Origin of the sequence: Citrobacter sp. KTE151, from assembly GCF_000398845.1 — a bacterium.
Classification (GTDB): domain Bacteria; phylum Pseudomonadota; class Gammaproteobacteria; order Enterobacterales; family Enterobacteriaceae; genus Citrobacter; species Citrobacter braakii.
Window position 1 is genome coordinate 445340 of record NZ_KB976059.1, and the last position, 23605, is coordinate 468944.

Annotated in this window: 22 protein-coding genes and 2 pseudogenes; 16 read left to right on the plus strand and 8 right to left on the minus strand. The window is 53.0% G+C overall.

Annotated elements, in window-relative coordinates; translation table 11 throughout:
• Positions 1 to 215 precede the first annotated feature (215 nt).
• The 3 genes from tal (at position 216) to WC7_RS22135 (ending at position 3299) form a co-directional block, all read left to right on the plus strand.
• Entirely contained in the window at positions 216 to 1169 is a 954-nt protein-coding gene (gene tal / locus WC7_RS22145; RefSeq protein WP_016151631.1) for a transaldolase, read from the plus strand.
• A 110-nt stretch (positions 1170 to 1279) separates the two neighbouring features.
• Positions 1280 to 1867: a molybdopterin adenylyltransferase gene (gene mog / locus WC7_RS22140; protein ID WP_016151632.1), complete on the plus strand. Its 588-nt coding sequence runs from the start codon at positions 1280 to 1282 to the stop codon at positions 1865 to 1867.
• A 124-nt stretch (positions 1868 to 1991) separates the two neighbouring features.
• Entirely contained in the window at positions 1992 to 3299 is a 1308-nt protein-coding gene (locus tag WC7_RS22135) for an MFS transporter (protein WP_016151633.1), read from the plus strand.
• 34 nt (positions 3300 to 3333) lie between these two features.
• On the opposite strand, the gene satP is transcribed toward WC7_RS22135, so the two are convergent.
• Positions 3334 to 3900, minus strand: coding sequence for an acetate uptake transporter (gene satP / locus WC7_RS22130; protein ID WP_003018969.1), 567 nt, complete (start codon positions 3898 to 3900; stop codon positions 3334 to 3336).
• Between the two features lie 611 nt (positions 3901 to 4511).
• Between satP and dnaK the strand changes: the two genes are divergently transcribed.
• The 4 genes from dnaK to nhaR all read left to right on the plus strand — a co-directional run bounded on the left by dnaK (position 4512) and on the right by nhaR (position 9967).
• The gene (gene dnaK / locus WC7_RS22125; RefSeq protein WP_016151634.1) at positions 4512 to 6434 is read left to right on the plus strand and encodes a molecular chaperone DnaK; all 1923 of its coding nucleotides are present in this window, start codon (positions 4512 to 4514) and stop codon (positions 6432 to 6434) included.
• A gap of 85 nt (positions 6435 to 6519) precedes the next feature.
• Positions 6520 to 7653, plus strand: a complete 1134-nt coding sequence (gene dnaJ, locus WC7_RS22120) for a molecular chaperone DnaJ (protein WP_008786151.1) — start codon at positions 6520 to 6522, stop codon at positions 7651 to 7653.
• Positions 7654 to 7862: 209 nt separating this feature from the next.
• On the plus strand, positions 7863 to 9029 hold the full coding sequence (nhaA, locus tag WC7_RS22115; protein ID WP_016151635.1) for a Na+/H+ antiporter NhaA: 1167 nt from the start codon (positions 7863 to 7865) through the stop codon (positions 9027 to 9029).
• 38 nt (positions 9030 to 9067) lie between these two features.
• A complete protein-coding gene (nhaR, locus tag WC7_RS22110) occupies positions 9068 to 9967 on the plus strand; it encodes a transcriptional activator NhaR (RefSeq protein WP_016151636.1) in 900 nt (299 codons plus the stop codon).
• Between the two features lie 117 nt (positions 9968 to 10084).
• On the opposite strand, the pseudogene WC7_RS27280 reads toward nhaR, so the two are convergent.
• A pseudogene (locus WC7_RS27280) lies at positions 10085 to 10168 on the minus strand (hypothetical protein); the annotation flags it as partial.
• Positions 10169 to 10259: 91 nt separating this feature from the next.
• Positions 10260 to 10523 carry a 30S ribosomal protein S20 gene (gene rpsT / locus WC7_RS22105; protein WP_003018940.1) on the minus strand — a complete coding sequence of 88 codons (264 nt, stop codon included), beginning with the start codon at positions 10521 to 10523 and terminating at the stop codon, positions 10260 to 10262.
• 105 nt (positions 10524 to 10628) lie between these two features.
• Between rpsT and WC7_RS27065 the strand changes: the two are divergent.
• The 9 genes and pseudogenes from WC7_RS27065 (at position 10629) to WC7_RS22065 (ending at position 19077) form a co-directional block, all read left to right on the plus strand.
• A pseudogene (locus tag WC7_RS27065) lies at positions 10629 to 10844 on the plus strand (DUF2575 domain-containing protein).
• Positions 10845 to 10851: 7 nt separating this feature from the next.
• Positions 10852 to 11790, plus strand: coding sequence for a bifunctional riboflavin kinase/FAD synthetase (ribF, locus tag WC7_RS22100; RefSeq protein ID WP_016151637.1), 939 nt, complete (start codon positions 10852 to 10854; stop codon positions 11788 to 11790).
• 37 nt (positions 11791 to 11827) lie between these two features.
• Positions 11828 to 14644 carry an isoleucine--tRNA ligase gene (ileS, locus tag WC7_RS22095; protein WP_016151638.1) on the plus strand — a complete coding sequence of 939 codons (2817 nt, stop codon included), beginning with the start codon at positions 11828 to 11830 and terminating at the stop codon, positions 14642 to 14644.
• Positions 14644 to 15141: a signal peptidase II gene (gene lspA, locus WC7_RS22090; protein WP_003018932.1), complete on the plus strand. Its 498-nt coding sequence runs from the start codon at positions 14644 to 14646 to the stop codon at positions 15139 to 15141. Before ileS ends, lspA begins: the two co-directional genes overlap by 1 nt.
• Positions 15142 to 15258: 117 nt before the next feature.
• Positions 15259 to 15708, plus strand: a complete 450-nt coding sequence (fkpB, locus tag WC7_RS22085; RefSeq protein WP_003018929.1) for an FKBP-type peptidyl-prolyl cis-trans isomerase — start codon at positions 15259 to 15261, stop codon at positions 15706 to 15708.
• A gap of 1 nt (position 15709) precedes the next feature.
• A complete protein-coding gene (gene ispH / locus WC7_RS22080) occupies positions 15710 to 16660 on the plus strand; it encodes a 4-hydroxy-3-methylbut-2-enyl diphosphate reductase (RefSeq protein ID WP_016151639.1) in 951 nt (316 codons plus the stop codon).
• A 66-nt stretch (positions 16661 to 16726) separates the two neighbouring features.
• A complete protein-coding gene (rihC, locus tag WC7_RS22075) occupies positions 16727 to 17641 on the plus strand; it encodes a ribonucleoside hydrolase RihC (protein WP_016151640.1) in 915 nt (304 codons plus the stop codon).
• A gap of 97 nt (positions 17642 to 17738) precedes the next feature.
• Positions 17739 to 18302, plus strand: coding sequence for a glucose-6-phosphate isomerase family protein (locus WC7_RS22070; RefSeq protein ID WP_016151641.1), 564 nt, complete (start codon positions 17739 to 17741; stop codon positions 18300 to 18302).
• Positions 18295 to 19077 (plus strand): glucose-6-phosphate isomerase family protein, encoded by a 783-nt coding sequence (locus WC7_RS22065; RefSeq protein ID WP_016151642.1) that lies wholly within the window; start codon positions 18295 to 18297, stop codon positions 19075 to 19077. The genes WC7_RS22070 and WC7_RS22065 overlap by 8 nt, the downstream gene beginning before the upstream one ends.
• 41 nt (positions 19078 to 19118) lie before the next feature.
• Here WC7_RS22065 and WC7_RS22060 read toward each other — a convergent pair whose 3' ends face one another.
• Genes WC7_RS22060 through WC7_RS22040 form a run of 5 tightly spaced genes read right to left on the minus strand, consistent with a single transcriptional unit; the run spans position 19119 to position 23432 of the window.
• Complete coding sequence (locus WC7_RS22060; protein WP_016151643.1) at positions 19119 to 19937, minus strand: PTS system mannose/fructose/sorbose family transporter subunit IID; 819 nt, start codon at positions 19935 to 19937, stop codon at positions 19119 to 19121.
• The gene (locus tag WC7_RS22055; protein WP_016151644.1) at positions 19937 to 20737 is read right to left on the minus strand and encodes a PTS mannose/fructose/sorbose/N-acetylgalactosamine transporter subunit IIC; all 801 of its coding nucleotides are present in this window, start codon (positions 20735 to 20737) and stop codon (positions 19937 to 19939) included. The genes WC7_RS22060 and WC7_RS22055 overlap by 1 nt, the downstream gene beginning before the upstream one ends.
• 10 nt (positions 20738 to 20747) lie before the next feature.
• Positions 20748 to 21242 (minus strand): PTS sugar transporter subunit IIB, encoded by a 495-nt coding sequence (locus WC7_RS22050; RefSeq protein ID WP_003837349.1) that lies wholly within the window; start codon positions 21240 to 21242, stop codon positions 20748 to 20750.
• 11 nt (positions 21243 to 21253) lie between these two features.
• Positions 21254 to 21682 (minus strand): PTS sugar transporter subunit IIA, encoded by a 429-nt coding sequence (locus WC7_RS22045; protein WP_016151645.1) that lies wholly within the window; start codon positions 21680 to 21682, stop codon positions 21254 to 21256.
• A 4-nt stretch (positions 21683 to 21686) separates the two neighbouring features.
• Complete coding sequence (locus WC7_RS22040; RefSeq protein ID WP_016151646.1) at positions 21687 to 23432, minus strand: class I mannose-6-phosphate isomerase; 1746 nt, start codon at positions 23430 to 23432, stop codon at positions 21687 to 21689.
• Between the last annotated feature and the right edge of the window lie 173 nt (positions 23433 to 23605).

Genomic DNA, 23605 nt, shown 5'->3' on the forward strand with positions numbered 1-23605 from the left:
ATCGACCAGTATATACCTTATAAGGTGATTGATTGCGGGAGTTTATCATAACAATCGTTATATCCCTTAATTGCGCATCACAGGCTTGGCGATGCGTAATCAGGGCTGAGCGGCTGGTCGGACAATCCAGGCGGTTGCGCTGAGAGTGCGTCGTGCTATCATCAGGGAAGATCGGTTACATCCCCCTAACAAGCTGTTTAAAGAGAATCGCTATCATGACGGACAAATTGACCTCCCTTCGTCAGTTCACCACAGTAGTGGCCGACACCGGAGACATCGCGGCAATGAAGCTGTATCAGCCTCAGGATGCCACAACTAACCCTTCTCTCATTCTTAACGCAGCGCAGATCCCGGAATACCGCAAGCTGATTGATGACGCTGTAGCCTGGGCTAAGCAGCAGAGCAACGACCGTGCGCAGCAGGTCGTCGACGCGACCGACAAGCTGGCAGTAAATATCGGTCTGGAGATCCTGAAACTGGTCCCAGGTCGTATCTCCACTGAAGTTGACGCTCGTCTGTCCTACGACACTGACGCGTCCATCGCTAAAGCAAAACGCCTGATCAAAATGTACAACGATGCTGGCATCAGCAACGATCGCATCCTGATTAAACTGGCTTCAACCTGGCAGGGCATCCGTGCCGCTGAGCAGCTGGAAAAAGAAGGCATCAACTGTAACCTGACTCTGCTGTTCTCCTTCGCGCAGGCGCGTGCATGTGCAGAAGCTGGCGTATATCTGATTTCTCCGTTCGTTGGCCGTATTCTTGACTGGTACAAAGCCAATACCGACAAGAAAGAGTATGCACCGGCAGAAGATCCGGGTGTGGTTTCCGTAACGGAAATTTACGAGTACTACAAACAGCACGGTTACGAAACCGTAGTTATGGGTGCGAGCTTCCGTAACATCGGAGAAATCATTGAGCTGGCAGGCTGCGATCGTCTGACGATTGCTCCGGCACTGCTGAAAGAACTGGCGGAAAGCGAAGGCGCTATCGAACGTAAACTGTCTTTCTCCGGCGAAGTGAAAGCGCGTCCTGCACGCATCACCGAAGCTGAGTTCCTGTGGCAGCATAACCAGGATCCGATGGCTGTAGACAAACTGGCGGACGGTATCCGTAAGTTTGCTGTAGACCAGGGTAAACTGGAAAAAATGATCGGCGATCTGCTGTAATCATTAGTGCGTGGCCCTGATATGGGTCACGCTACCTCTTCTGAAACCTGTCTGTCCTTCCCTTCGCAGTGTATCATTCTGTTTAACGAGACTGTTTAAACGGAATAATCATGAATACTTTACGCATTGGCCTGGTTTCCATTTCTGACCGTGCTTCCAGCGGCGTTTACCAGGATAAAGGTATCCCGGCCCTTGAAGAGTGGCTGGCGTCTGCCCTTACCACCCCTTTTGAGCTGCAAACGCGGTTGATCCCGGATGAACAGGCGATCATCGAACAGACCTTATGCGAGCTGGTAGACGAAATGAGTTGTCATCTGGTGCTGACTACCGGCGGAACGGGTCCGGCCCGTCGTGACGTAACGCCTGATGCGACGCTTGCCGTAGCCGACCGTCAGATGCCAGGCTTTGGTGAGCAGATGCGCCAGATAAGCCTGCACTTTGTGCCAACGGCGATTCTTTCCCGTCAGGTTGGCGTGATTCGCAAGCAGGCGTTGATCCTGAATCTGCCTGGGCAGCCAAAATCGATCAAAGAGACGCTGGAAGGTGTGAAAGATGCCGACGGTAAGGTTATCGTGCCGGGTATTTTTGCAAGTGTACCGTATTGTATACAGCTATTAGATGGGCCGTATGTGGAAACCGCACCGGCTGTTGTAGCATCTTTTCGTCCTAAAAGCGCAATGCGCGATACAAATGCCTGAAAATAGCCCGATCGTGACATAAGTGCCAATGACAGTGGAGTATTGAATTGTTTACGATATAGTAATTTTTGCTTTACATATATCAAAGAACAGATTCAATTACTTCACTGACTCATGGTTTGCTATGTCACAACACACTCGACCGCTGAATCGCCAGGATTATAAAACCCTTACGCTTGCTGCCCTTGGTGGTGCGCTTGAGTTTTATGATTTCATTATCTTTGTCTTCTTTGCCGCTGTTGTTGGCGAGCTCTTCTTCCCCGCAGACATCCCTGAATGGCTACGTCAGGTGCAAACCTTCGGCATTTTTGCCGCCGGCTATCTGGCGCGTCCGCTGGGGGGCATCATCATGGCGCACTTTGGCGATCTGGTCGGGCGCAAGAAAATGTTCACCCTGAGCATTTTGCTGATGGCGATACCGACGCTGGCGATTGGTCTGTTGCCTACCTACGCCTCAATGGGGATCCTCGCGCCGCTACTGTTACTGCTGATGCGTATTTTGCAAGGCGCTGCCATCGGCGGAGAAGTTCCGGGCGCGTGGGTGTTTGTGGCGGAGCATGTACCGGAGCGTCGCATCGGCATTGCCTGCGGAACGCTGACTGCCGGCCTGACGGTGGGAATTCTGCTGGGGTCGGTGGTTGCGACGCTGGTGAACACCAGCCTGACGCAGCAGGCGGTGCATGATTACGGCTGGCGTATTCCTTTCCTGCTGGGGGGCGTGTTTGGGCTGGTGGCGATGTACCTGCGTCGCTGGCTGCAGGAGACGCCCATATTTCTCGAAATGCAGCAGCGTAAAGCATTGGCGCAAGAGCTACCGGTGAAGTCAGTGGTGAGCAAACATAAAAAAGCGGTGGTTATTTCAATGCTGCTGACCTGGCTGCTTTCAGCCGGGATTGTGGTGGTGATCCTGATGTCACCAGTCTGGTTGCAGAAGCAGTATGGCTTTGCGCCGGCGCTAACGTTGCAAGCCAACAGTGTCGCTACCATTATGCTATGCGTCGGTTGTCTGCTGGCCGGGTTTATTGTCGACCGGGTCGGCGCCAGCAAAACCTTTATTGTCGGCAGCCTGCTGCTGGCCTGTTCAAGCTGGTTTTTCTATCACCTGACCGGCAGCCATCCCCAGCATTTGTTCCTGTTATACGGGCTGGTGGGGTTATGCGTTGGCGTGGTGGGGGCTGTGCCTTATGTGATGGTGCGCGCGTTTCCGGCGGAAGTCCGCTTTACCGGAATATCCTTTTCTTACAACGTGTCGTACGCCATTTTTGGTGGTCTGACGCCAATCGCCGTCACGATGTTAATGAGCGTGTCGCCAATGGCTCCGGCCTGGTATGTGCTGGCGTTATCGCTGGTAGGGCTAGGTTTGGGGATTTGGCTGCGACAGGATCTTTATCATCGCGATTCGAGCGTACAGGCAGAGTTACAGCGCTTGTAAGGAATATCCCCCCGTCAGGGGGGATTGCATCAGATTAGTGCGCTTCACCAATCGGCAGGATGGTACGGCCAAACTGTTCGTTCAGCACTTCACCCATCGCCAGGTAAATGGCGCTTGCGCCACACACTAAGCCTACCCAGCCAGCAACGTGAATGATCGCTTCGTTACCCGCAATGTTGCCAACGGCCAGCAGGGCGAACAGCACTGTCAGGCTCAGGAACACGAACTGCAGCATGCGCGCGGCTTTCAGCGTACCGAAGAACATGAACAGAGTGAACACACCCCACAGACCGAGGTAAGCGCCCAGGAACTGACCATTGGTTGCATCCGCCAGGCCCATTTTCGGCATCAGCAGGATCGCAACCAGCGTCAGCCAGAACGAACCGTAGGAGGTAAAGGCGGTTAAACCGAAGGTGTTGCCTTTTTTATATTCCAGCAGTCCGGCAAAAATTTGCGCGATACCGCCGTAGAAAATGCCCATCGCCAGAATAATAACGTCCAGAGCGAAGAAACCCGCGTTGTGCAGGTTAAGCAGAATGGTGGTCATGCCAAAGCCCATCAGGCCCAGCGGTGCCGGATTAGCCAACTTAGTGTTGCCCATAATTCCTCAAAATCATCATTGATTGAATGGTGAAATAGTTTCCCCGAATAACGATCGCTGTCTTCGGGGCGCGGCATGATAATCAGGGGAGAGGGCACTGTCTATGATCTAACGAAGGGAAAATGAATTATTTTCCCTGTGATGGGCATCACGCTTGCCAGTTACGGCGGTGCTGCTCAGCAGAAGGCCCATAAGCAGGCTGGCGGGAAGGGTTAACACAGATTTCATGGAGTTTCTCTTTGACGGCTGCAAAAGTGTGTGACTTCAGACCATATTACCGTCGTCATAAAAACGATTCATGCTCGTAATATTTTATTTTTATTACAATTTTTATGTGAATAACTTTCCTGGTTTAATTGTCTGTATGAATTAATTCTGGTTGGCGACTATTCATTTTTCTCTCTTTTTGCCTTTTTTCTGCGAATTTATTGCCCCAAGACTAAAAAAATTTTTCATGCCCCCCTTGATGACGTGGGTTACGACCCCATCTTGTAGACAACCGCAGTGGTGAGTCTGAAAAAAAACGATTCAGGGTAGTTGAAACCGCACGTTTCGCCCTTATTACAGATTCACAACCACATGATGACCGAATTTTTAGTGGAGACGTTTAGATGGGTAAAATTATTGGTATCGACCTGGGTACTACCAACTCTTGTGTAGCGATTATGGATGGCACTACTGCACGTGTGCTGGAGAACGCCGAGGGCGATCGCACCACGCCTTCTATCATTGCTTATACCCAGGATGGTGAAACTCTGGTTGGTCAGCCGGCTAAACGTCAGGCAGTGACAAACCCGCAAAACACCCTGTTTGCGATTAAACGCCTGATTGGCCGCCGCTTCCAGGACGAAGAAGTGCAGCGTGATGAAGCCATCATGCCATACAAAATCATCGGTGCTGACAACGGTGATGCATGGATTGATGTAAAAGGTCAGAAAATGGCACCGCCGCAGATTTCTGCTGAAGTGCTGAAAAAAATGAAGAAAACGGCTGAAGATTACCTGGGTGAACCGGTAACTGAAGCAGTTATCACCGTACCTGCATATTTTAACGATGCTCAGCGTCAGGCAACCAAAGACGCCGGCCGTATCGCAGGTCTGGAAGTAAAACGTATCATCAACGAACCAACCGCAGCTGCACTGGCTTACGGTCTGGATAAAGAAGTCGGCAACCGTACTATCGCGGTTTATGACCTGGGTGGTGGTACTTTCGATATCTCTATTATCGAAATCGACGAAGTTGACGGTGAAAAAACCTTCGAAGTTCTGGCAACCAACGGTGATACCCACCTGGGTGGTGAAGACTTCGATAGCCGTATGATCAACTACCTGGTTGACGAATTTAAGAAAGATCAGGGTATCGACCTGCGTAACGACCCGCTGGCGATGCAGCGTCTGAAAGAAGCCGCTGAGAAAGCGAAGATCGAACTGTCTTCCGCTCAGCAGACCGACGTGAACCTGCCGTATATCACTGCAGACGCGACTGGTCCGAAACATATGAACATCAAGGTGACCCGTGCGAAACTGGAAAGCCTGGTTGAGGACCTGGTTAACCGTTCTATCGAGCCGCTGAAAGTTGCTCTGCAGGATGCTGGTCTGTCTGTTTCCGACGTTCAGGACGTTATCCTGGTCGGTGGTCAGACTCGTATGCCGATGGTACAGAAGAAAGTTGCTGAGTTCTTCGGTAAAGAGCCGCGTAAAGACGTTAACCCGGACGAAGCTGTGGCAATCGGTGCTGCCGTTCAGGGTGGTGTATTGACCGGTGATGTGAAAGACGTGCTGCTGCTGGACGTTACCCCGCTGTCTCTGGGTATCGAAACCATGGGTGGCGTGATGACTGCACTGATCGCGAAAAACACCACTATCCCGACCAAGCACAGCCAGGTGTTCTCTACTGCTGAAGACAACCAGTCTGCAGTAACCATCCACGTGCTGCAGGGTGAACGTAAACGTGCCGCTGATAACAAAGATCTGGGTCAATTTAACCTGGATGGCATCAGCCCGGCTCCGCGCGGTATGCCGCAGATCGAAGTTACTTTTGACATCGATGCCGACGGTATCCTGCACGTTTCCGCGAAAGACAAAAATAGCGGTAAAGAGCAGAAGATCACCATCAAGGCTTCTTCTGGTCTGAACGAAGAAGAAATTCAGAAAATGGTTCGTGAAGCAGAAGCGAACGCAGAATCTGACCGTAAGTTTGAAGAGCTGGTTCAGACCCGTAACCAGGGTGACCATCTGCTGCACAGCACTCGCAAGCAGGTTGAAGAAGCAGGCGACAAACTGCCGGCTGATGACAAAACTGCCATCGAGTCTGCACTGACTGCGCTGGAAACTTCTCTGAAAGGCGAAGACAAAGCGGATATCGAAGCGAAAATGCAGGCGCTGGCACAGGTTTCCCAGAAACTGATGGAAATCGCTCAGCAGCAGCACGCACAGCAGCAGGCTGGCGCAGCAGGTGCTGATGCTTCTGCAAACAACGCGAAAGATGACGACGTTGTCGACGCTGAGTTTGAAGAAGTGAAAGACAAAAAATAATCGCCCTTTGAACGGGTAATTACTGGCACGGGCGAAGAGGTTTCCTCTCCGCCCGTGCACGCATGTTAGGGGCAGATAAAAAGAGATGGCTAAGCAAGACTATTACGAGATTTTAGGCGTTTCCAAATCAGCGGAAGAGCGTGAAATCAAAAAGGCCTACAAGCGCCTGGCCATGAAATATCACCCGGACCGCAACCAGGGTGATAAAGAGGCCGAAGCCAAGTTTAAAGAGATCAAAGAAGCGTACGAGATCCTCACCGATGCGCAAAAACGTGCGGCTTATGATCAGTACGGCCATGCAGCGTTTGAGCAAGGCGGTATGGGCGGTGGCGGCGGTTTTGGCGGCGGGGCCGACTTCAGCGATATCTTTGGTGACGTGTTTGGCGATATCTTTGGCGGCGGTCGCGGTCGTCAGCGCGCCTCACGTGGTGCTGATTTACGTTACAACATGGATCTCACTCTGGAAGAAGCCGTGCGTGGCGTCACCAAAGAGATCCGTATTCCGACGCTGGAAGAGTGTGATGTTTGCCACGGCAGCGGTGCGAAGGCGGGCACGCAACCCCAGACCTGTCCAACCTGTCACGGTTCTGGTCAGGTGCAGATGCGTCAGGGTTTTTTTGCCGTACAGCAGACCTGTCCACACTGTCAGGGCCGCGGTACGTTGATTAAAGACCCGTGCAACAAATGCCATGGTCATGGTCGCGTTGAGAAGAGCAAAACGCTGTCCGTTAAGATCCCGGCAGGGGTTGATACTGGCGACCGTATTCGTTTAGCGGGTGAAGGTGAAGCCGGTGAACATGGCGCGCCAGCAGGCGATTTGTACGTTCAGGTGCAGGTAAAACAGCACCCAATTTTCGAACGTGAAGGCAATAACCTGTACTGCGAAGTGCCGATTAACTTTGCGATGGCAGCGCTGGGCGGCGAGATTGAAGTGCCGACGCTGGACGGTCGCGTGAAGTTAAAAATCCCGGGCGAAACGCAGACCGGCAAACTGTTCCGCATGCGTGGTAAAGGCGTTAAGTCAGTACGCGGCGGCGCACAGGGCGATCTGCTGTGCCGTGTGGTGGTTGAAACCCCGGTAGGCCTCAACGACAAGCAGAAGCAGTTGCTGAAAGATCTGCAGGACAGCTTTGGCGGCCCGACCGGCGAGCAAAACAGTCCGCGCTCTAAAAGCTTCTTCGACGGTGTGAAGAAATTTTTTGACGATTTGACGCGCTAATTCTCGACTCAATAATCTTTGATAAAAAGCCTGGGACTGAAAAGTTTCAGGCTTTTTTATTTCTGTTTTCCGTTCGGAAAATCCTGAACGACTTTATTTTAATGGTTCGTTAAAATCGATCTATTCATCATGAATAATCTAATTTTAACGAGCTTTCTGAAGGTGTAAGATAGTATTTACGAAGTATTCACCCAATAGAGAGAATAAAAGTGAAACATCTGCATCGTTTTTTTAGTAGTGACGCCTCGGGGGGCATCATTCTGATCATCGCTGCCGTGGTTGCTATGCTGATGGCAAATATCGGGGTTACCAGTGGATGGTACCACGCCTTTCTGGAAACGCCCGTTCAACTGCGGGTTGGCGCGCTTGAGATCAACAAAAATATGCTGCTGTGGATCAATGACGCGTTGATGGCGGTGTTCTTCCTGTTGATCGGTTTGGAAGTGAAGCGTGAGTTAATGCAAGGTTCGCTGGCCAGTCTGCGCCAGGCGGCGTTTCCGATCATTGCCGCTATCGGGGGCATGATTGTCCCGGCGCTGCTGTATCTGGCATTCAACTATGCTGACCCTATCACCCGTGAGGGTTGGGCGATCCCGGCGGCAACGGATATCGCTTTTGCATTAGGCGTGCTGGCGCTGTTGGGCAGCCGTGTCCCGCTGGCGTTGAAAATCTTCCTGATGGCGCTGGCGATAATCGATGACCTCGGCGCTATTGTGATCATCGCGTTGTTCTACACCAGCGATCTCTCGCTGTTGTCGCTGGGCGTTGCCGCGTGCGCGATCCTTGTCCTGGCAGCATTGAATCTGTGCGGTGTAAGACGTACCGGTATTTATATTCTGGTTGGCGTAGTGCTGTGGACGGCCGTACTGAAGTCTGGCGTGCATGCAACTCTGGCGGGTGTGATCGTCGGTTTCTTCATTCCGTTGAAGGAAAAACACGGGCGTTCACCGGCGAAGCGTCTGGAGCATGTTCTGCACCCGTGGGTGGCATACCTGATCCTACCGTTGTTTGCCTTCGCTAACGCGGGTGTCTCACTGCAGGGCGTCACCATTGATGGACTGACCTCGGTGTTACCGCTGGGGATCATTGCTGGCCTGTTAATCGGGAAACCACTGGGTATCAGCCTCTTTTGCTGGCTGGCGTTACGCTTCAGGATGGCGCAATTGCCGGAGGGAACGAATTTCCAGCAAATTATGGCGGTCGGCATTCTGTGCGGCATTGGCTTTACGATGTCGATTTTCATCGCCAGCCTGGCGTTTGGGACCGTCGATCCTGAGCTGATTAACTGGGCGAAACTGGGGATCCTGATCGGTTCTTTGCTGTCGGCGGTAATAGGTTACTGCTGGTTACGCACCCGGTTGAACGCAGCAGCCTGACGGGATAACCCTTTCGTGACAATTTTCAGGGAGAGTGTATGTCTCATATAAACTACAACCACCTGTACTACTTTTGGCATGTATATAAAGAAGGATCGGTGGTTGGTGCAGCAGAGGCGCTTTATCTGACACCGCAGACCATTACCGGGCAGATTAAAGCGCTTGAGGAACGCTTACAGGGAAAGTTGTTCAAGCGGAAGGGGCGTGGACTGGAGCCCAGCGAATTAGGCGAATTGGTTTTTCGTTATGCGGATAAGATGTTCACGTTAAGCCAGGAAATGCTGGATATCGTGAACTATCGCAAAGAGTCGAATTTACTGTTCGATGTCGGCGTGGCGGATGCTTTGTCCAAACAGCTGGTCAGCAGCGTGCTGAATGCCGCAGTCGTTGAAGATGAACAAATCCATCTGCGTTGTTTTGAATCAACGCACGAGATGCTGCTTGATCAGCTCAGCCAGCATAAACTGGATATGATTATCTCCGACTGCCCGATCGATTCTACGCAGCAGGAAGGGTTGTTCTCAGTGCGGATTGGCGAATGCAGCGTGAGCTTTTGGTGCACCCAGCCATTGCCTGAGAAACCATTTCCGGCCTGCCTCGAAGAGCGTCGATTACTGATCCCTGGGCGCCGTTCGATGCTCGGGCGTAAGCTGCTGAACTGGATTAACTCACAAGGGCTGAACGTTGAAATCCTTGGCGAGTTTGATGACGCCGCGCTGATGAAAGCGTTCGGCGCAACGCATAACGCTATTTTTGTTGCGCCTACGCTTTATTCCCACAATTTCTATGCCGATGATTCAATTGTTGAAATTGGACGCGTAGAGAATGTGATGGAGGAGTATCACGCCATATTTGCGGAAAGAATGATCCAGCATCCAGCGGTGCAGCGTATTTGCAATGCGGACTACTCGGCATTATTTAAGCTGCAATCAGCCTGATCGTCGTAATGCTTCCGGCTGCGGTGGTTGCCTACAGCCGGAAGGATTCTACTGCTTTAATAAATTCCGGTACTGACCACCTTCGCGGATAAATACCGGAATTCTGTTCAGTGGTCAGCCGTTTTCACGCATCTCCCGATATCTCTTGGGGCGGTTATCCACCTTCGGCCAGACAGAGACTATCAGCTCAATGCCTAGTGAATGACGGTTGCTGTCGAATCCGGCTGCAAACGGCGGGCATAAAAAAACCCGCTTACGCGGGTTTTTTCACAAAGCGACAACAAGCAGGCGATTAAGCCAGTTTGTTGATCTGTGCAGTCAGGTTTGCTTTATGACGTGCAGCTTTGTTTTTGTGGATCAGACCTTTAGCAGCCTGACGGTCCACGATCGGTTGCATTTCGTTAAATGCTTTCAGTGCAGTAGCTTTGTCGCCAGCTTCGATAGCTGCGTATACTTTCTTGATGAAAGTACGCATCATAGAGCGACGGCTAGCGTTGTGCTTGCGGGCCTTTTCAGACTGAACGGCGCGCTTCTTAGCTGATTTGATATTAGCCAAGGTCCAACTCCCAAATGTGTTCTATATGGACAATTCAAAGGCCGAGGAATATGCCCTTTTAGCCTTCTTTTGTCAATGGATTTGTGCAAATAAGCGCCGTTTAAATTGCAGCACTCGTTGCGTAGTGATGGCGCAGGATTCTACCAGCTTGCGGGGCGTGAATACAGCCTTTCCACGAGAAAAATTGCATTGGTGTGCCCGTGAAGGGCGTCAATTTGTTTCATAACGATGAAAACCATCCTCTTTCTGTTTCGTAGAAACAATCGCCGGTTAACGTTGAACGCGGTACAGGGTATACTTTCACGATTTTCACTGTTTTGAGCCAGACATGAAGCTGATACGAGGCATACATAATCTCAGTCAGGCCCCGCATGGGTGTGTGCTGACTATTGGTAATTTCGACGGCGTGCACCGTGGCCATCGTGCGTTGCTGCAGGGCTTACGGGAAGAAGGGCGCAAACGCAATTTACCGGTGATGGTGATGATTTTCGAGCCGCAGCCGCTGGAGCTGTTTGCGACGGACAAGTCACCTGCGCGCCTCACCCGCCTGCGGGAAAAACTGCGTTATCTGGCGGAGTGCGGCGTTGATTACGTGCTGTGCGTGCGTTTTGACAGGCGCTTCGCTGCATTAACGGCGCAGACCTTCATCAGCGATCTGCTGGTGAAGCGCCTTGGTGTACAATTTCTTGCCGTTGGTGATGATTTCCGCTTTGGCGCTAGCCGTGCGGGCGATTTCTTGTTATTACAGGAAGCGGGCGCTGAGTATGGTTTTGATATCACCAGCACCCAAACCTTCTGTGAAGGCGGTGTGCGCATCAGCAGCACCGCGGTACGTCAGGCGCTGGCGGAAGATAACCTGCAACTGGCCGAAAGCCTGCTTGGGCATCCTTTTACTATCTCAGGACGCGTAGTTCACGGTGACGAGTTAGGGCGCACTATCGGTTTTCCGACGGCAAACTTACCGCTTCGTCGCCAGGTTTCTCCGGTGAAAGGGGTTTATGCGGTTGAAGTAATGGGGCTGGGTGACAAACCTTTACCCGGCGTCGCCAACATCGGCACACGCCCGACGGTAGCAGGCGTACGCCAACAGTTGGAAGTGCATCTATTGGACGTTGTAATGGACCTGTATGGTCGCCATATAGATGTAGTACTGCGTAAAAAATTACGCAGCGAACAGCGATTTGCCTCGCTGGATGAACTAAAAGCGCAGATTGCGCGTGATGAGTTGACTGCCCGTGAATTTTTTGGGCTAACAAAACCGGCTTAATGCCTATACGAGTTTTAAATACGGAACCGAGAATCTGATGAGTGACTATAAATCAACCCTGAATTTGCCGGAAACAGGGTTCCCGATGCGCGGCGATCTCGCCAAGCGTGAACCGGGAATGCTGGCGCGTTGGACTGATGATGACCTGTACGGCATCATTCGTGCGGCCAAAAAAGGCAAAAAAACCTTCATTCTGCATGATGGCCCTCCTTATGCGAATGGCAGCATTCATATTGGTCACTCGGTTAACAAGATTCTGAAAGACATTATCGTGAAGTCCAAAGGACTCACGGGATTCGACTCGCCTTACGTTCCGGGCTGGGACTGCCACGGCCTGCCTATCGAGCTGAAAGTAGAGCAGGAATACGGCAAGCCGGGCGAGAAGTTCACCGCCGCTGAGTTCCGCGCCAAATGCCGTGAATACGCAGCGACGCAGGTTGACGGTCAGCGTAAAGACTTTATCCGTCTTGGCGTGCTGGGCGACTGGTCGCATCCGTACCTGACCATGGACTTCAAAACTGAAGCCAACATCATTCGTGCGCTGGGTAAAATCATCGGCAACGGTCACCTGCACAAAGGTGCGAAGCCGGTGCACTGGTGCGTTGATTGCCGTTCCGCGCTGGCGGAAGCGGAAGTTGAGTATTATGACAAAACCTCCCCGTCCATCGACGTTGCGTTCCACGCCGCCGATCAGGACGCGGTAAAAGCGAAATTTGGCGTTTCTGACGTCAATGGCCCGATCTCACTGGTTATCTGGACTACCACCCCGTGGACGTTACCGGCGAACCGCGCAATCTCTCTGGCGCCTGATTTTGACTATGCGCTGGTGCAGATTGACGGGCAGGCTGTGATTCTGGCGAAGGATCTGGTTGAAAGCGTCATGCAGCGTATTGGTGCGGCTGAATACACTATTCTGGGCACCGTAAAAGGCGCCGAGCTGGAACTGCTGCGCTTTACCCATCCGTTTATGGGCTTTGACGTGCCGGCTATTCTTGGCGATCACGTTACGCTGGATGCGGGTACCGGTGCGGTCCATACCGCCGGCGGCCACGGTCCGGATGACTACGTCATTAGCCAGAAATACGGTCTGGAAATCGCTAACCCGGTTGGCCCGGACGGCGCATATCTGGCGGGTACCTATCCGGATCTGGACGGTGTGAACGTCTTTAAAGCCAACGACAAAATCGTTGCGCTGCTGAGCGATAAAGGCGCTCTGCTGCACGTTGAGAAGATGCAGCACAGCTACCCGTGCTGCTGGCGCCACAAATCGCCGATCATCTTCCGTGCGACTCCGCAGTGGTTCGTCAGCATGGATCAGAAAGGTCTGCGCGCGCAGTCGCTAAAAGAGATCAAAGGCGTGCAATGGATCCCGGATTGGGGCCAGGCACGTATTGAATCGATGGTTGCCAACCGTCCTGACTGGTGTATCTCCCGTCAGCGTACGTGGGGTGTGCCGATGTCTCTGTTTGTTCACAAAGACACCGAAGAGCTGCATCCGCGTGCTATCGAACTGATGGAAGAAGTGGCCAAACGCGTTGAAGTTGACGGTATCCAGGCGTGGTGGGATCTCGATCCGAAAGATATCCTCGGCGATGAAGCTGACCAGTATGTCAAAGTCCCGGATACGCTGGACGTGTGGTTTGACTCCGGTTCAACCCACTCATCCGTCGTGGACGTGCGTCCTGAGTTTGCAGGCCATGCGGCAGATATGTATCTGGAAGGTTCTGACCAGCACCGCGGCTGGTTCATGTCTTCTCTGATGATCTCCACTGCAATGAAGGGCAAAGCGCCATACCGTCAGGTACTGACCCACGGTTTCACCGTTGATGGTCAGGGGCGCAAAATGTCCAAGTCTATCGGTAACACCGTAAGTCCACAGGACGTAATGAACAAACTGGGCGCGGATATTCTGCGTCTGTGGGTCGCTTCTACCGACTATACCGGCGAAATGGCCGTTTCTGACGAAATCCTGAAACGTGCTGCCGACAGCTATCGTCGTATCCGTAACACCGCGCGCTTCCTGCTGGCGAACCTGAACGGGTTCGATCCGGTAAAAGATATGGTGAAACCGGAAGAGATGGTGGTGCTGGATCGCTGGGCGGTAGGTTGTGCGCAAGCGGCGCAGGAAGAGATCCTGAAAGCTTATGAAGCCTATGACTTCCACGAAGTAGTACAGCGCCTGATGCGCTTCTGCTCCGTAGAAATGGGTTCGTTCTACCTCGACATCATCAAAGACCGTCAGTACACCGCGAAAGCGGACAGCGTGGCGCGTCGTAGTTGCCAGACTGCGCTGTTCCATATTGCAGAAGCGCTTGTACGCTGGATGGCGCCGATCATGTCCTTCACCGCCGATGAAATCTGGGGTTACCTGCCGGGCGAGCGTGAGAAGTACGTCTTTACCGGTGAATGGTACGAAGGTCTGTTTGGCTTAGGCGAAACCGAAGCGATGAACGATGCCTACTGGGACGAGTTGCTGAAAGTGCGCGGCGAAGTGAACAAGGTCATCGAGCAGGCGCGTGCGGATAAGAAAGTCGGTGGTTCGCTGGAAGCGGCGGTTACTCTGTACGCTGAACCAGAGCTGGCGGCGAAACTGACCGCGCTGGGTGAAGAGTTGCGCTTTGTTCTGCTGACCTCCGGTGCGACGGTTGCGGATTATGCAGCGGCTCCTGCTGATGCTCAGCAGAGCGAACTGCTCAAAGGTCTGAAAATCGTACTGAGCAAAGCCGAAGGTGAGAAATGTCCGCGCTGCTGGCATTACACTACCGATGTCGGCCAGGTGGCGGAACATGCAGATATCTGCGGACGCTGTGTCAGCAACATCGCCGGTGATGGCGAACAACGTAAGTTTGCCTGATGAGTAAGCCTCTCTGTTCAACAGGACTACGCTGGCTGTGGCTGGTGGTAGTCGTGCTGATTATCGATTTAGGCAGCAAATACCTGATCCTCCAGAACTTTGCTCTGGGGGATACGGTGTCGCTGTTCCCGTCGCTTAATCTGCACTACGCGCGTAACTATGGTGCGGCGTTTAGCTTCTTAGCCGACAGCGGTGGCTGGCAACGTTGGTTCTTTGCCGGTATCGCCATTGGTATCTGCGTTATCCTGATGGTGATGATGTATCGCTCGAAGGCGACGCAGAAGCTGAACAACATCGCGTATGCGTTAATCATTGGCGGTGCGCTGGGCAACCTGTTCGACCGCCTGTGGCACGGCTTCGTGGTTGATATGATTGACTTTTACGTCGGTGACTGGCATTTCGCGACATTCAACCTTGCTGATACGGCGATCTGTATCGGTGCGGCATTGATTGTCCTCGAAGGCTTCTTACCGTCGAAAGAGAAAAAAGCCGCATAAAAAAATGCCGGATGGCGCTATGCTAATCCGGCCTACAATATACTGCGATCCTTGTAGGCCCGGTAAGCGTAGCGCTATCGGGCAAACAGGCGGCAGCAATTTTAAAGAGCAACCTGCATGTCTAAATCAGTACAGAGTAACAGTGCGGTGCTGGTGCACTTCACCCTTAAGCTCGATGATGGCTCCACCGCAGAGTCAACTCGCAATAACGGCAAGCCTGCGCTGTTTCGCCTGGGCGACGGTTCTCTGTCTGAAGGACTGGAACAACACCTGCTGGGGTTAAAAGAAGGTGATAAAACCACTTTTGCTCTGGAGCCGGATGCCGCCTTCGGCGTGTCAAGCCCGGACTTAATTCAGTATTTCTCGCGTCGGGAATTTATGGACGCGGGCGAGCCAGAAATTGGCGCTATCATGCTCTTTACCGCAATGGACGGCAGTGAGATGCCTGGTGTGATCCGCGAAATCAACGGTGATTCGATCACGGTTGATTTCAACCATCCGCTGGCCGGGCATACCGTTCATTTTGATATTGAAGTGCTGGAAGTCGAACCGGCACTGGAGGCGTAAAATGCAGATCCTGTTGGCCAACCCGCGCGGTTTTTGCGCTGGCGTAGACCGCGCTATCAGCATTGTGGAAAACGCGCTGGCTATTTACGGCGCACCGATTTATGTCCGTCATGAAGTGGTGCATAACCGCTATGTGGTGGATAGCCTGCGCGAGCGCGGCGCTATTTTTATTGAGCAAATCAGCGAAGTACCGGATGGCGCGATCCTGATTTTCTCCGCTCATGGCGTGTCTCAGGCGGTGCGTAACGAAGCCAAAGGCCGCGACCTCACGGTTTTTGATGCGACCTGCCCGCTGGTAACGAAAGTGCATATGGAAGTTGCCCGCGCCAGCCGTCGCGGTGAAGAGTCAATTTTAATTGGTCACGCCGGGCATCCGGAAGTTGAAGGCACGATGGGCCAGTACAGTAACCCGCAGGGGGGAATGTATCTGGTCGAATCACCTGAAGATGTGCTGAAACTGAATGTAAAAAATGAAGGCAAATTGTCCTTCATGACGCAGACTACTCTCTCCGTTGATGACACCTCTGACGTTATTGACGCGCTGCGAAGCCGTTTCCCGAAAATTGTCGGGCCGCGCAAAGACGATATCTGTTATGCCACGACCAACCGCCAGGAAGCGGTCCGTGCGCTGGCAGAGCAGGCCGATGTTGTGCTGGTGGTCGGCTCGAAAAACTCTTCTAACTCCAACCGTCTGGCTGAACTGGCCCAACGAATGGGGAAAGCGGCGTATCTGATTGACGATGCGACCGATATCCAGGAAGCGTGGGTGAAAGGAGCCAGGTGCGTGGGCGTGACGGCCGGTGCCTCGGCGCCTGATATCCTGGTGCAAAACGTGATTGCTCGCCTGCAGGAGCTTGGCGGTGGGGAAGCTATTCCGCTGGCAGGGCGTGAAGAAAACATCGTTTTCGAAGTACCGAAAGAGCTGCGTGTGGATGTTCGTGAAGTAGAGTAAGTCTTTCCGGTTACGATTATGAGAAGATGCCAGACTTAACGTCTGGCATTTTTTTATGGAGAAACCATGCGCTTACCGATCATTCTTGATACCGATCCCGGCATTGATGATGCTGCCGCTATTGCCGCCGCGCTGTTTGCCCCTGAGCTGGATCTGCAACTGATGACCACGGTAGCAGGTAATGTGTCGGTGGAAAAAACCACCCGTAATGCATTGCAACTGCTGCACTTCTGGAATGCCGATATTCCGCTGGCGCAGGGGGCATCGATGCCGCTGGTGAGACCGCTGCGAGATGCCGCTTCCGTACACGGTGAATCAGGTATGGAAGGGTATGAATTTGTCGAACACGACCGCCAGGTGATGGCAAAACCCGCCTTCCAGGCCATTCGCGATGCGTTGATGCATGCCCCGCAGCCTGTGACGCTGGTGGCAATTGGCCCCCTGACCAACATTGCGCTGCTGCTGACTCATTATCCTGAATGCATATTCAACATTCACCGTCTGGTGATTATGGGCGGTTCTGCCGGGCGCGGGAACTTCACGCCAAACGCCGAGTTTAATATTGCTATTGATCCCGAGGCCGCCGCAAAAGTCTTCCAGAGCGGGCTGGAGATTGTGATGTGCGGGCTGGATGTCACTAATCAGGCCATGCTCACCCCTGACTATCTGGCGATGTTGCCGCAGCTTAACCAGACGGGAAAAATGCTGCACGCGCTGTTTAGCCATTACCGTAGCGGCAGTATGAATACGGGGCTACGAATGCACGACCTGTGCGCTATTGCCTGGCTGGTGCGCCCGGAACTGTTTACCCTGCAGCCGTGCTTCGTAGCGGTTGAAACCCAGGGTGAATATACCTCGGGTACGACGGTGGTGGACATTGAAGGACGTTTAGGGCATCCGGCAAATGCCCTGGTCGCGCTGGGGCTGGACGTTGAGGGGTTCCAGCAGTGGGTGGCAGAGGTACTGACGCTGCCACCTTGAGGCTGTGATCCGGCCCGCAATATGCAGATAGCGATAGCAGGTTAATCGATTAATCTGCTAATCTGATCCTGTTGTTCTCCTCGGGCCGGAGACACATATGAACCTTTCTTTTATCCAGCCACCGCAGGTGGCGTGGGCAAGCGGCGCTTTAGCTGATGGCCTGTTATTGCGTAAATCCACCCGTATTGAGGATCTTCCAGACGTTTTTGCCGATGAACACGCCCGTCAACAGCTGGCTGGCGAGCAGGTCGTGTATGACGTCGAGATGCTGGATACCTCTCCCGCTGAAGGTGAACTCTACACCGGCGTTACCCATCTTTACCCTGGCCGGGTCGGCTGTGAGTATTTTATGACTCGCGGGCATTTCCATGCGCGCCGCGAACAGGGGGAAGTCTATTTTGGTCTGCGTGGCACCGGTTTGCTGCTGTTGCAAACTGAGCAGGGCGACGCGAGGCTGGAAAAAGTATTCGCGGGATCTGTCCACATTATCCCCGGCTTTACCGCGCATCGGTTAATCAACACCGGGGAAGAGGTTCTGTCGGCGCTCGCCGTATGGCCAGGGATTGCGGGTCATGATTATGCAGCGCTCGCCAGCGGCTTCAGAATAAGGGTCTTTGAGGAAAATAAGACGGTTCAGGCGAAGGAGGTACAGAATGGGTGACTTAGCGCATTCTTACGGCCTGGATATGACGGTCCATCATCACCCGCTTGGTTTTAGCTATGGGGATGAGGTTACCGGGCCGATGCCGGAGATTCGTCAACTCGACCAGATTCGCGCCTCGCTGCGCGATCCGCACTGTGAAGGGCCGCAAGAGGTGTATGCCATAGCGATGGATGTGGCGCGAATGCAGGATCGAGAAGAGTTGAAAAAGCGGATGCTGTTGTTTGGCGTGGTCACCTATGCGGCGGGACGGCTGGGAGAAGAGCCGGTGCGTAGTCAGGGACATATTCATCGTATTAGTCAGCACAGCGGCTGGTCTCCGCCGGAGCTTTATGAAATCTGGCAGGGAAAAGCGATCATTTATATGCAGGAATATGTTGAGGACGACCCAGGCCGCTGTTTTGCTGTAATTGCCGGACCCGGTGAGAAAGTGTTGGTACCACCCGGTTGGGGGCATGCGACTATATCCGCAGACCCGGATGTACCGTTAACCTTTGGCGCGTGGTGCGATCGTGAATATGGTTTTGAGTACGACGCCGTGCGTGCGCATAAAGGACTGGCATGGTATCCGCTGCTGCAGGGCAACAACGTTATCTGGCAGCATAATCCGCGTTACATCCCTGGACGACTGCAGGCCGTTACGCCCAGACAATATACGGAATTCTCGATTACCACCGCACCTGTTTATCAACAATTCATCGAGGACCCGGCGCGTTTCCAGTTTATCTCACGCCCGGACAAGCACCCCGAGCTATGGCAAAACTTTCATCCATAAAAAAACCGGGGCATAGCCCCGGTTGTACCGTTTTCTGTGTGTTATCCCGCAAACAGGCCCGTGGCGACGCCGAGGGCGGCCAGTATCAACAGTAAAATCATCGCTTTCACTGGTGACACACCGCGCTTGGCCATCAGATACCAGGTACCAAGCACCACAATCAGCGGCAGTAACTGCGGGAAGATACCGTCCAGCATCTGTTGAACATGGATATTCACCCCATCTTTGGTAATAAACTCCAGCCCGGTGCCAAGTTTAACGTAGCTGGCCGCCACGCCCCCCATGACAAACACACCCAGCAGCGATAACGCTTCACGCAGACGGGCAGACTTGCTGCTCACCAGCATTTCCACCGAGCCAGAACCCATTTTGTAGCCTTTCAGGAACAAGAACCACGAACCGGGAATGATGATGGCCAGCCAGGCAACGGTATAAAACAGCGGCCCGAGAATGTTACCGCCGGCCGCCAGGGCCATGCCGATGCTGAGCAGGATAGGGATCAGCATGCCAGGGATCATTGAATCGCCGATCCCGGCAATAGGGCCCATCAGGCCAACCTTCAGGGTATTGATGGTCTCCCCATCGATCGGTTCACCGTTCGCTTTTTTCTCCTCCAGCCCCAGCACCATGCCGTTTACGATCGCGCCTATCTGGGGTTCCGTATTATAGAATGAGGCATGACGGCGCAGCATTTCAGTACGTTGGGCTGCGTCGGGATAGAGCTTTTTCGCCACCGGAAGCATACTCAGACAAAAGCCAAAAGATTCCAGACGTTCAAAACTCATCGATGACAAGTTGTGCATCATCCATGCGCGCCAGCAGCGGCGAAGATCTTTACGCGTAAGTGTACGTTCTTCCATCAGAATTCATCCTCATCATCATCGGCTACCGACTTTGCATTCGCGGCCTGCGGCGGTTCCGGTTTGTAGTTGTAATGGATCAACGCCAACAGCGAACCGACGATCACCAGCGCGACCATGTTGAGTTTTAAAAATACGATGCAGACAAAACCGACGAGGAAGTAGATCAGCATGGTGTAGTTTTTGATGATCTGCTTTAGCAAAATCGCGATCCCGACGGCGGGTAAAATGCCGCCCAGTACGTTCATCGTTGACAGAACTATTTTCGGCAAGCTGTCCATAAAACCGCTGATGTATTGCGCGCCGAAGTAAACCGCAATAAAAGTTGGCACAAAACGCAGGACAAAGTTTGTCACCTGTGGCCAGATGGCGCTGTTCAGGTAAATACCGCGTTCGTCACCCCGTTCCAGCGCCACATCTGCCCGGTGATTCCAGAAAGAGTTCAGTACCATCATCGCGTTAAACAAAATGGTTCCGGCGATACCGATAGTCGCCGCCAACGCGACCGCGACCTCGGGGCCTTTTCCTGAAAGGATCCCTAAAGCGATTGCGGGGTAAGCGACAAAGTTGAGATCGGCCGGCATCGAACCGCCAGGCGTTACCATCGCGATATACACCGCCTGAACCGCGACGCCAATCATGATCCCGGTTTTAATGTCGCCAAGAATTATCCCGACCAGCATTCCGGAAATCAGCGGGCGGGTGATCAGATACCAGCCGCCGGTCAGCCCCAGAAGCCAGGGACTGCTGAGGGCGCCGAGATAGCAAAGTATGCCAATCAACGTAGCTTCGATAATCATCGTGCGCTCCTTATTTCAGCTTCTGACGTGCGTCCTGCCAGCTGTAGCAACTGGCATCAGGAACCAGGCGAAACTCAACCAGGTGCCCATGTTGCGTCAGCCAGTCAAAGGCGGCAATTTCATCCCCGTTGACCGACTGATTCGGGCCGATGGTGGTGGTATCAGCACGCGCGCTCATCGGACCTACATTAATCTTGCCGTTGGCATTTTTCAGGCTGATACCTGCTTCTTCAATGCGTTTGAGCGTGACGGGGGATTTGCCAATGACGAAATAACGTTTCTCGCTGGCAATGACTTTTGGCAATTTTTCAATCGCGGTGGCCGTATCAAACAACCAAACTTTGGTGTCCTGTACGGCGCCTTTCATCACCGAAGAGAGCAAAGGGTCGGCCGCGACGGCGTCGTCTATAGCGACGATCCCATCACAGGGCAGCTCTTTGGCCCAACGTGTCACGAGCTGCCCATGGATTACGCGGTCATCGATACGTACAAAAGAAATACTCATAGTGTTTTCCTTTAAAAATCGTCGGACTGAACGGATAAAACCGGGGCGGCTTTAATCAGCGTGGGTATCGTCAGCGCCAACAGCTCGACGGCTGCGGCGTGAACATCCGTTAAATGGCAAATCTCCTCGCTTTGTAACAGCATCGGGAAATTGACCCCCGCTACGACGGCAACGGGAGGAACCGTTTGTGAAGAAAAAGCATGATGGCAGGCGACATTCCACGGAGTACCGCTTTGCATGTCACACAGCACCAGTACGCCGTCAGCGTCTTTTCCGGCACTGGTGAGAACCTGAGAGAACGTCTCTTTAAACCCTTCGATACCTGCCTGTTCACTCAGCGTGACGGGGTAAACGTGCGGTAATTCTCCATAAACCATACGACCGCTGGCGAGAAGCGCGTCCGCCAGGGGACCATGCGTGGCAACAATTACGTTAATCATGCGCTTATCCTCTAACCCAGGCTTTAATCGTGGCGAGCTGTTGACCGACGCCTTTGCCAAACGGTGAAATACGATATTCTCCGACGGCGGCAGGGATGATAAAGGTCTCTGCATAGTTGACGACAAACGGGGGAAACGCGCCGCTCGGGCTTTCAACAACGGCCTGCGCACCTTCGACCAGGTTCAGGACGTTGACGCCGCCATGGGTATGGTGAGTGACCGGTGCCGTAAACCAATGGCGACGCGTTTCGATAAATTCGCGTTCGTGCATTCCGGTTCTTTCTTCCCGCCAACCCTCCCCTTCAGCAAGGGGTTCAATACGGTTGACGAGGTTGTCGTGCACCCATTGCGTGTCGCGCTGCCAGTCAATAACCTGCTGACCGTGATCCAGATGCACCGGACGCGGTAAGCCGTCTAACCCTAAGCGGCCCCAATCCCACAGCTTGAAGGTGAAGATATAGGGCGTTGCACTGATCTCCAGCACCATGGTTCCTGCACCCGAGCAGTGTACGGTTCCGGCGGGGATCAGGAAGTGATCGTGTTTATGTGCAGGGATCTGGTTAACGAATCGTTCATCATCAAAGGTTTTTTCGCCACGACCCGCGGCCCGGAGGTCGTCGAGCATATCCTGCGGTGCGATCCCGGTTTTGGTCCCGAGATACACCACGGCGTCCGGCTCGGCTTCGAGAATGTAATAGCTCTCATCCTGGGTATAGTGCATACCAAACTGCTGTTGAATGTACTCCGTGAGCGGATGAACCTGAAAACTCAAATTCTGGCCGCCAATAGTGTCGAGGAAGTCAAAACGGATCGGGAATTCCGCGCCAAAGCGCGCGTGAACTTTTTCACCCAGCAGGGGGCGGGGACAGGTCAGCACCAGATCCTGAGAGGGGATCTCGATCCGCACGTTGCCAAAACGCAGTAACAGGCTGTTTTCCTCGGGCACGCAATCAAAACACCACGCGTAATTGGGGGCTGAGGGATCGAGATCGAAGCGTTGTTTCATCCATTGCCCGCCCCAGACGCCTGGGTCAAAGAAAGGGGCAACGCGAAACGGTTGTTCGGTGGTTTGTTGCAGACCGGCGCGTAACGCCTCGCCGCTGACCATCGCGGGACTATTTTCTACCGTGGTATCGAGCAAATAATCGGCGCGTTTGAGTAACGGCGTTTTGTGTTTGTCGAATACCCGCCATTCAATGAAAAAAGCACGTTTGTAACGACGAAGAATATCTTCATCCTGGTTTTCTGCACCCCAGTTACCCAGCCCGTTATGACGCATACGCTGTTGAATTTCCCAGCGCGGAAGATCGGCATAAACCAGTACGTCACCAGGGTGTGCCAGCGCAGCGCCTGAGCCGTACACGACAACCAGCCCTGAGGTAACGGCATCAATCTGTTGGCGGAGTTGGCTGAGTTTGTCGCTATCAAAAAATTCATCCAGGTGATGACAGGAGAGAACGCCGAATACGCGATCGTCGGTAAGGTTACGCGCCAGTAAATCATGCAGGGCCTGCTCATCGCGGCGGGCAGATTCAATATTCAGCACCAGTGCGGTATCTAATGTCGTAACAAGCTGTTGCTCCAGCTCGTCAAGCCGCACGCCCGGATAGCAATCCACGATCAATACGGTTTTGGCGGAGGTAGAAACCCTGGTGTTAAGCACTGAATGAATTGACGACCAACCCTGCCAGGCGTGGTTGTCATAGCCCTGAACGTTAACCTCAGGGAATTTATTATAGGTTGTACGCATATTCTGTCTCCGTGTTGGCTTATTTAAGATTAATCGATTAACCTTATTTTCATAGTGTGGTTAACGCGATTAACCCGCCATAATCAGAATCCAGTGCGGTGAAATGCACGTTAGCGTGATGTGAATCACACGTAAAAAGGCAATATTTCGGTTATTCGATTAACCTTCGAAAT

What these genes read in the sequence shown, in the direction of transcription:
- tal (WP_016151631.1), top strand. Translation starts at nt 216, where the DNA reads ATGACGGACAAATTGACCTCCCTTCGTCAGTTCACCACAGTAGTGGCC.
- mog (WP_016151632.1), top strand. Translation starts at nt 1,280, where the DNA reads ATGAATACTTTACGCATTGGCCTGGTTTCCATTTCTGACCGTGCTTCC.
- WC7_RS22135 (WP_016151633.1), top strand. Translation starts at nt 1,992, where the DNA reads ATGTCACAACACACTCGACCGCTGAATCGCCAGGATTATAAAACCCTT.
- satP (WP_003018969.1), bottom strand. Translation starts at nt 3,900, where the DNA reads ATGGGCAACACTAAGTTGGCTAATCCGGCACCGCTGGGCCTGATGGGC.
- dnaK (WP_016151634.1), top strand. Translation starts at nt 4,512, where the DNA reads ATGGGTAAAATTATTGGTATCGACCTGGGTACTACCAACTCTTGTGTA.
- dnaJ (WP_008786151.1), top strand. Translation starts at nt 6,520, where the DNA reads ATGGCTAAGCAAGACTATTACGAGATTTTAGGCGTTTCCAAATCAGCG.
- nhaR (WP_016151636.1), top strand. Translation starts at nt 9,068, where the DNA reads ATGTCTCATATAAACTACAACCACCTGTACTACTTTTGGCATGTATAT.
- ribF (WP_016151637.1), top strand. Translation starts at nt 10,852, where the DNA reads ATGAAGCTGATACGAGGCATACATAATCTCAGTCAGGCCCCGCATGGG.
- ileS (WP_016151638.1), top strand. Translation starts at nt 11,828, where the DNA reads ATGAGTGACTATAAATCAACCCTGAATTTGCCGGAAACAGGGTTCCCG.
- lspA (WP_003018932.1), top strand. Translation starts at nt 14,644, where the DNA reads ATGAGTAAGCCTCTCTGTTCAACAGGACTACGCTGGCTGTGGCTGGTG.
- fkpB (WP_003018929.1), top strand. Translation starts at nt 15,259, where the DNA reads ATGTCTAAATCAGTACAGAGTAACAGTGCGGTGCTGGTGCACTTCACC.
- ispH (WP_016151639.1), top strand. Translation starts at nt 15,710, where the DNA reads ATGCAGATCCTGTTGGCCAACCCGCGCGGTTTTTGCGCTGGCGTAGAC.
- rihC (WP_016151640.1), top strand. Translation starts at nt 16,727, where the DNA reads ATGCGCTTACCGATCATTCTTGATACCGATCCCGGCATTGATGATGCT.
- WC7_RS22070 (WP_016151641.1), top strand. Translation starts at nt 17,739, where the DNA reads ATGAACCTTTCTTTTATCCAGCCACCGCAGGTGGCGTGGGCAAGCGGC.
- WC7_RS22065 (WP_016151642.1), top strand. Translation starts at nt 18,295, where the DNA reads ATGGGTGACTTAGCGCATTCTTACGGCCTGGATATGACGGTCCATCAT.
- WC7_RS22060 (WP_016151643.1), bottom strand. Translation starts at nt 19,937, where the DNA reads ATGGAAGAACGTACACTTACGCGTAAAGATCTTCGCCGCTGCTGGCGC.
- WC7_RS22055 (WP_016151644.1), bottom strand. Translation starts at nt 20,737, where the DNA reads ATGATTATCGAAGCTACGTTGATTGGCATACTTTGCTATCTCGGCGCC.
- WC7_RS22050 (WP_003837349.1), bottom strand. Translation starts at nt 21,242, where the DNA reads ATGAGTATTTCTTTTGTACGTATCGATGACCGCGTAATCCATGGGCAG.
- WC7_RS22045 (WP_016151645.1), bottom strand. Translation starts at nt 21,682, where the DNA reads ATGATTAACGTAATTGTTGCCACGCATGGTCCCCTGGCGGACGCGCTT.
- WC7_RS22040 (WP_016151646.1), bottom strand. Translation starts at nt 23,432, where the DNA reads ATGCGTACAACCTATAATAAATTCCCTGAGGTTAACGTTCAGGGCTAT.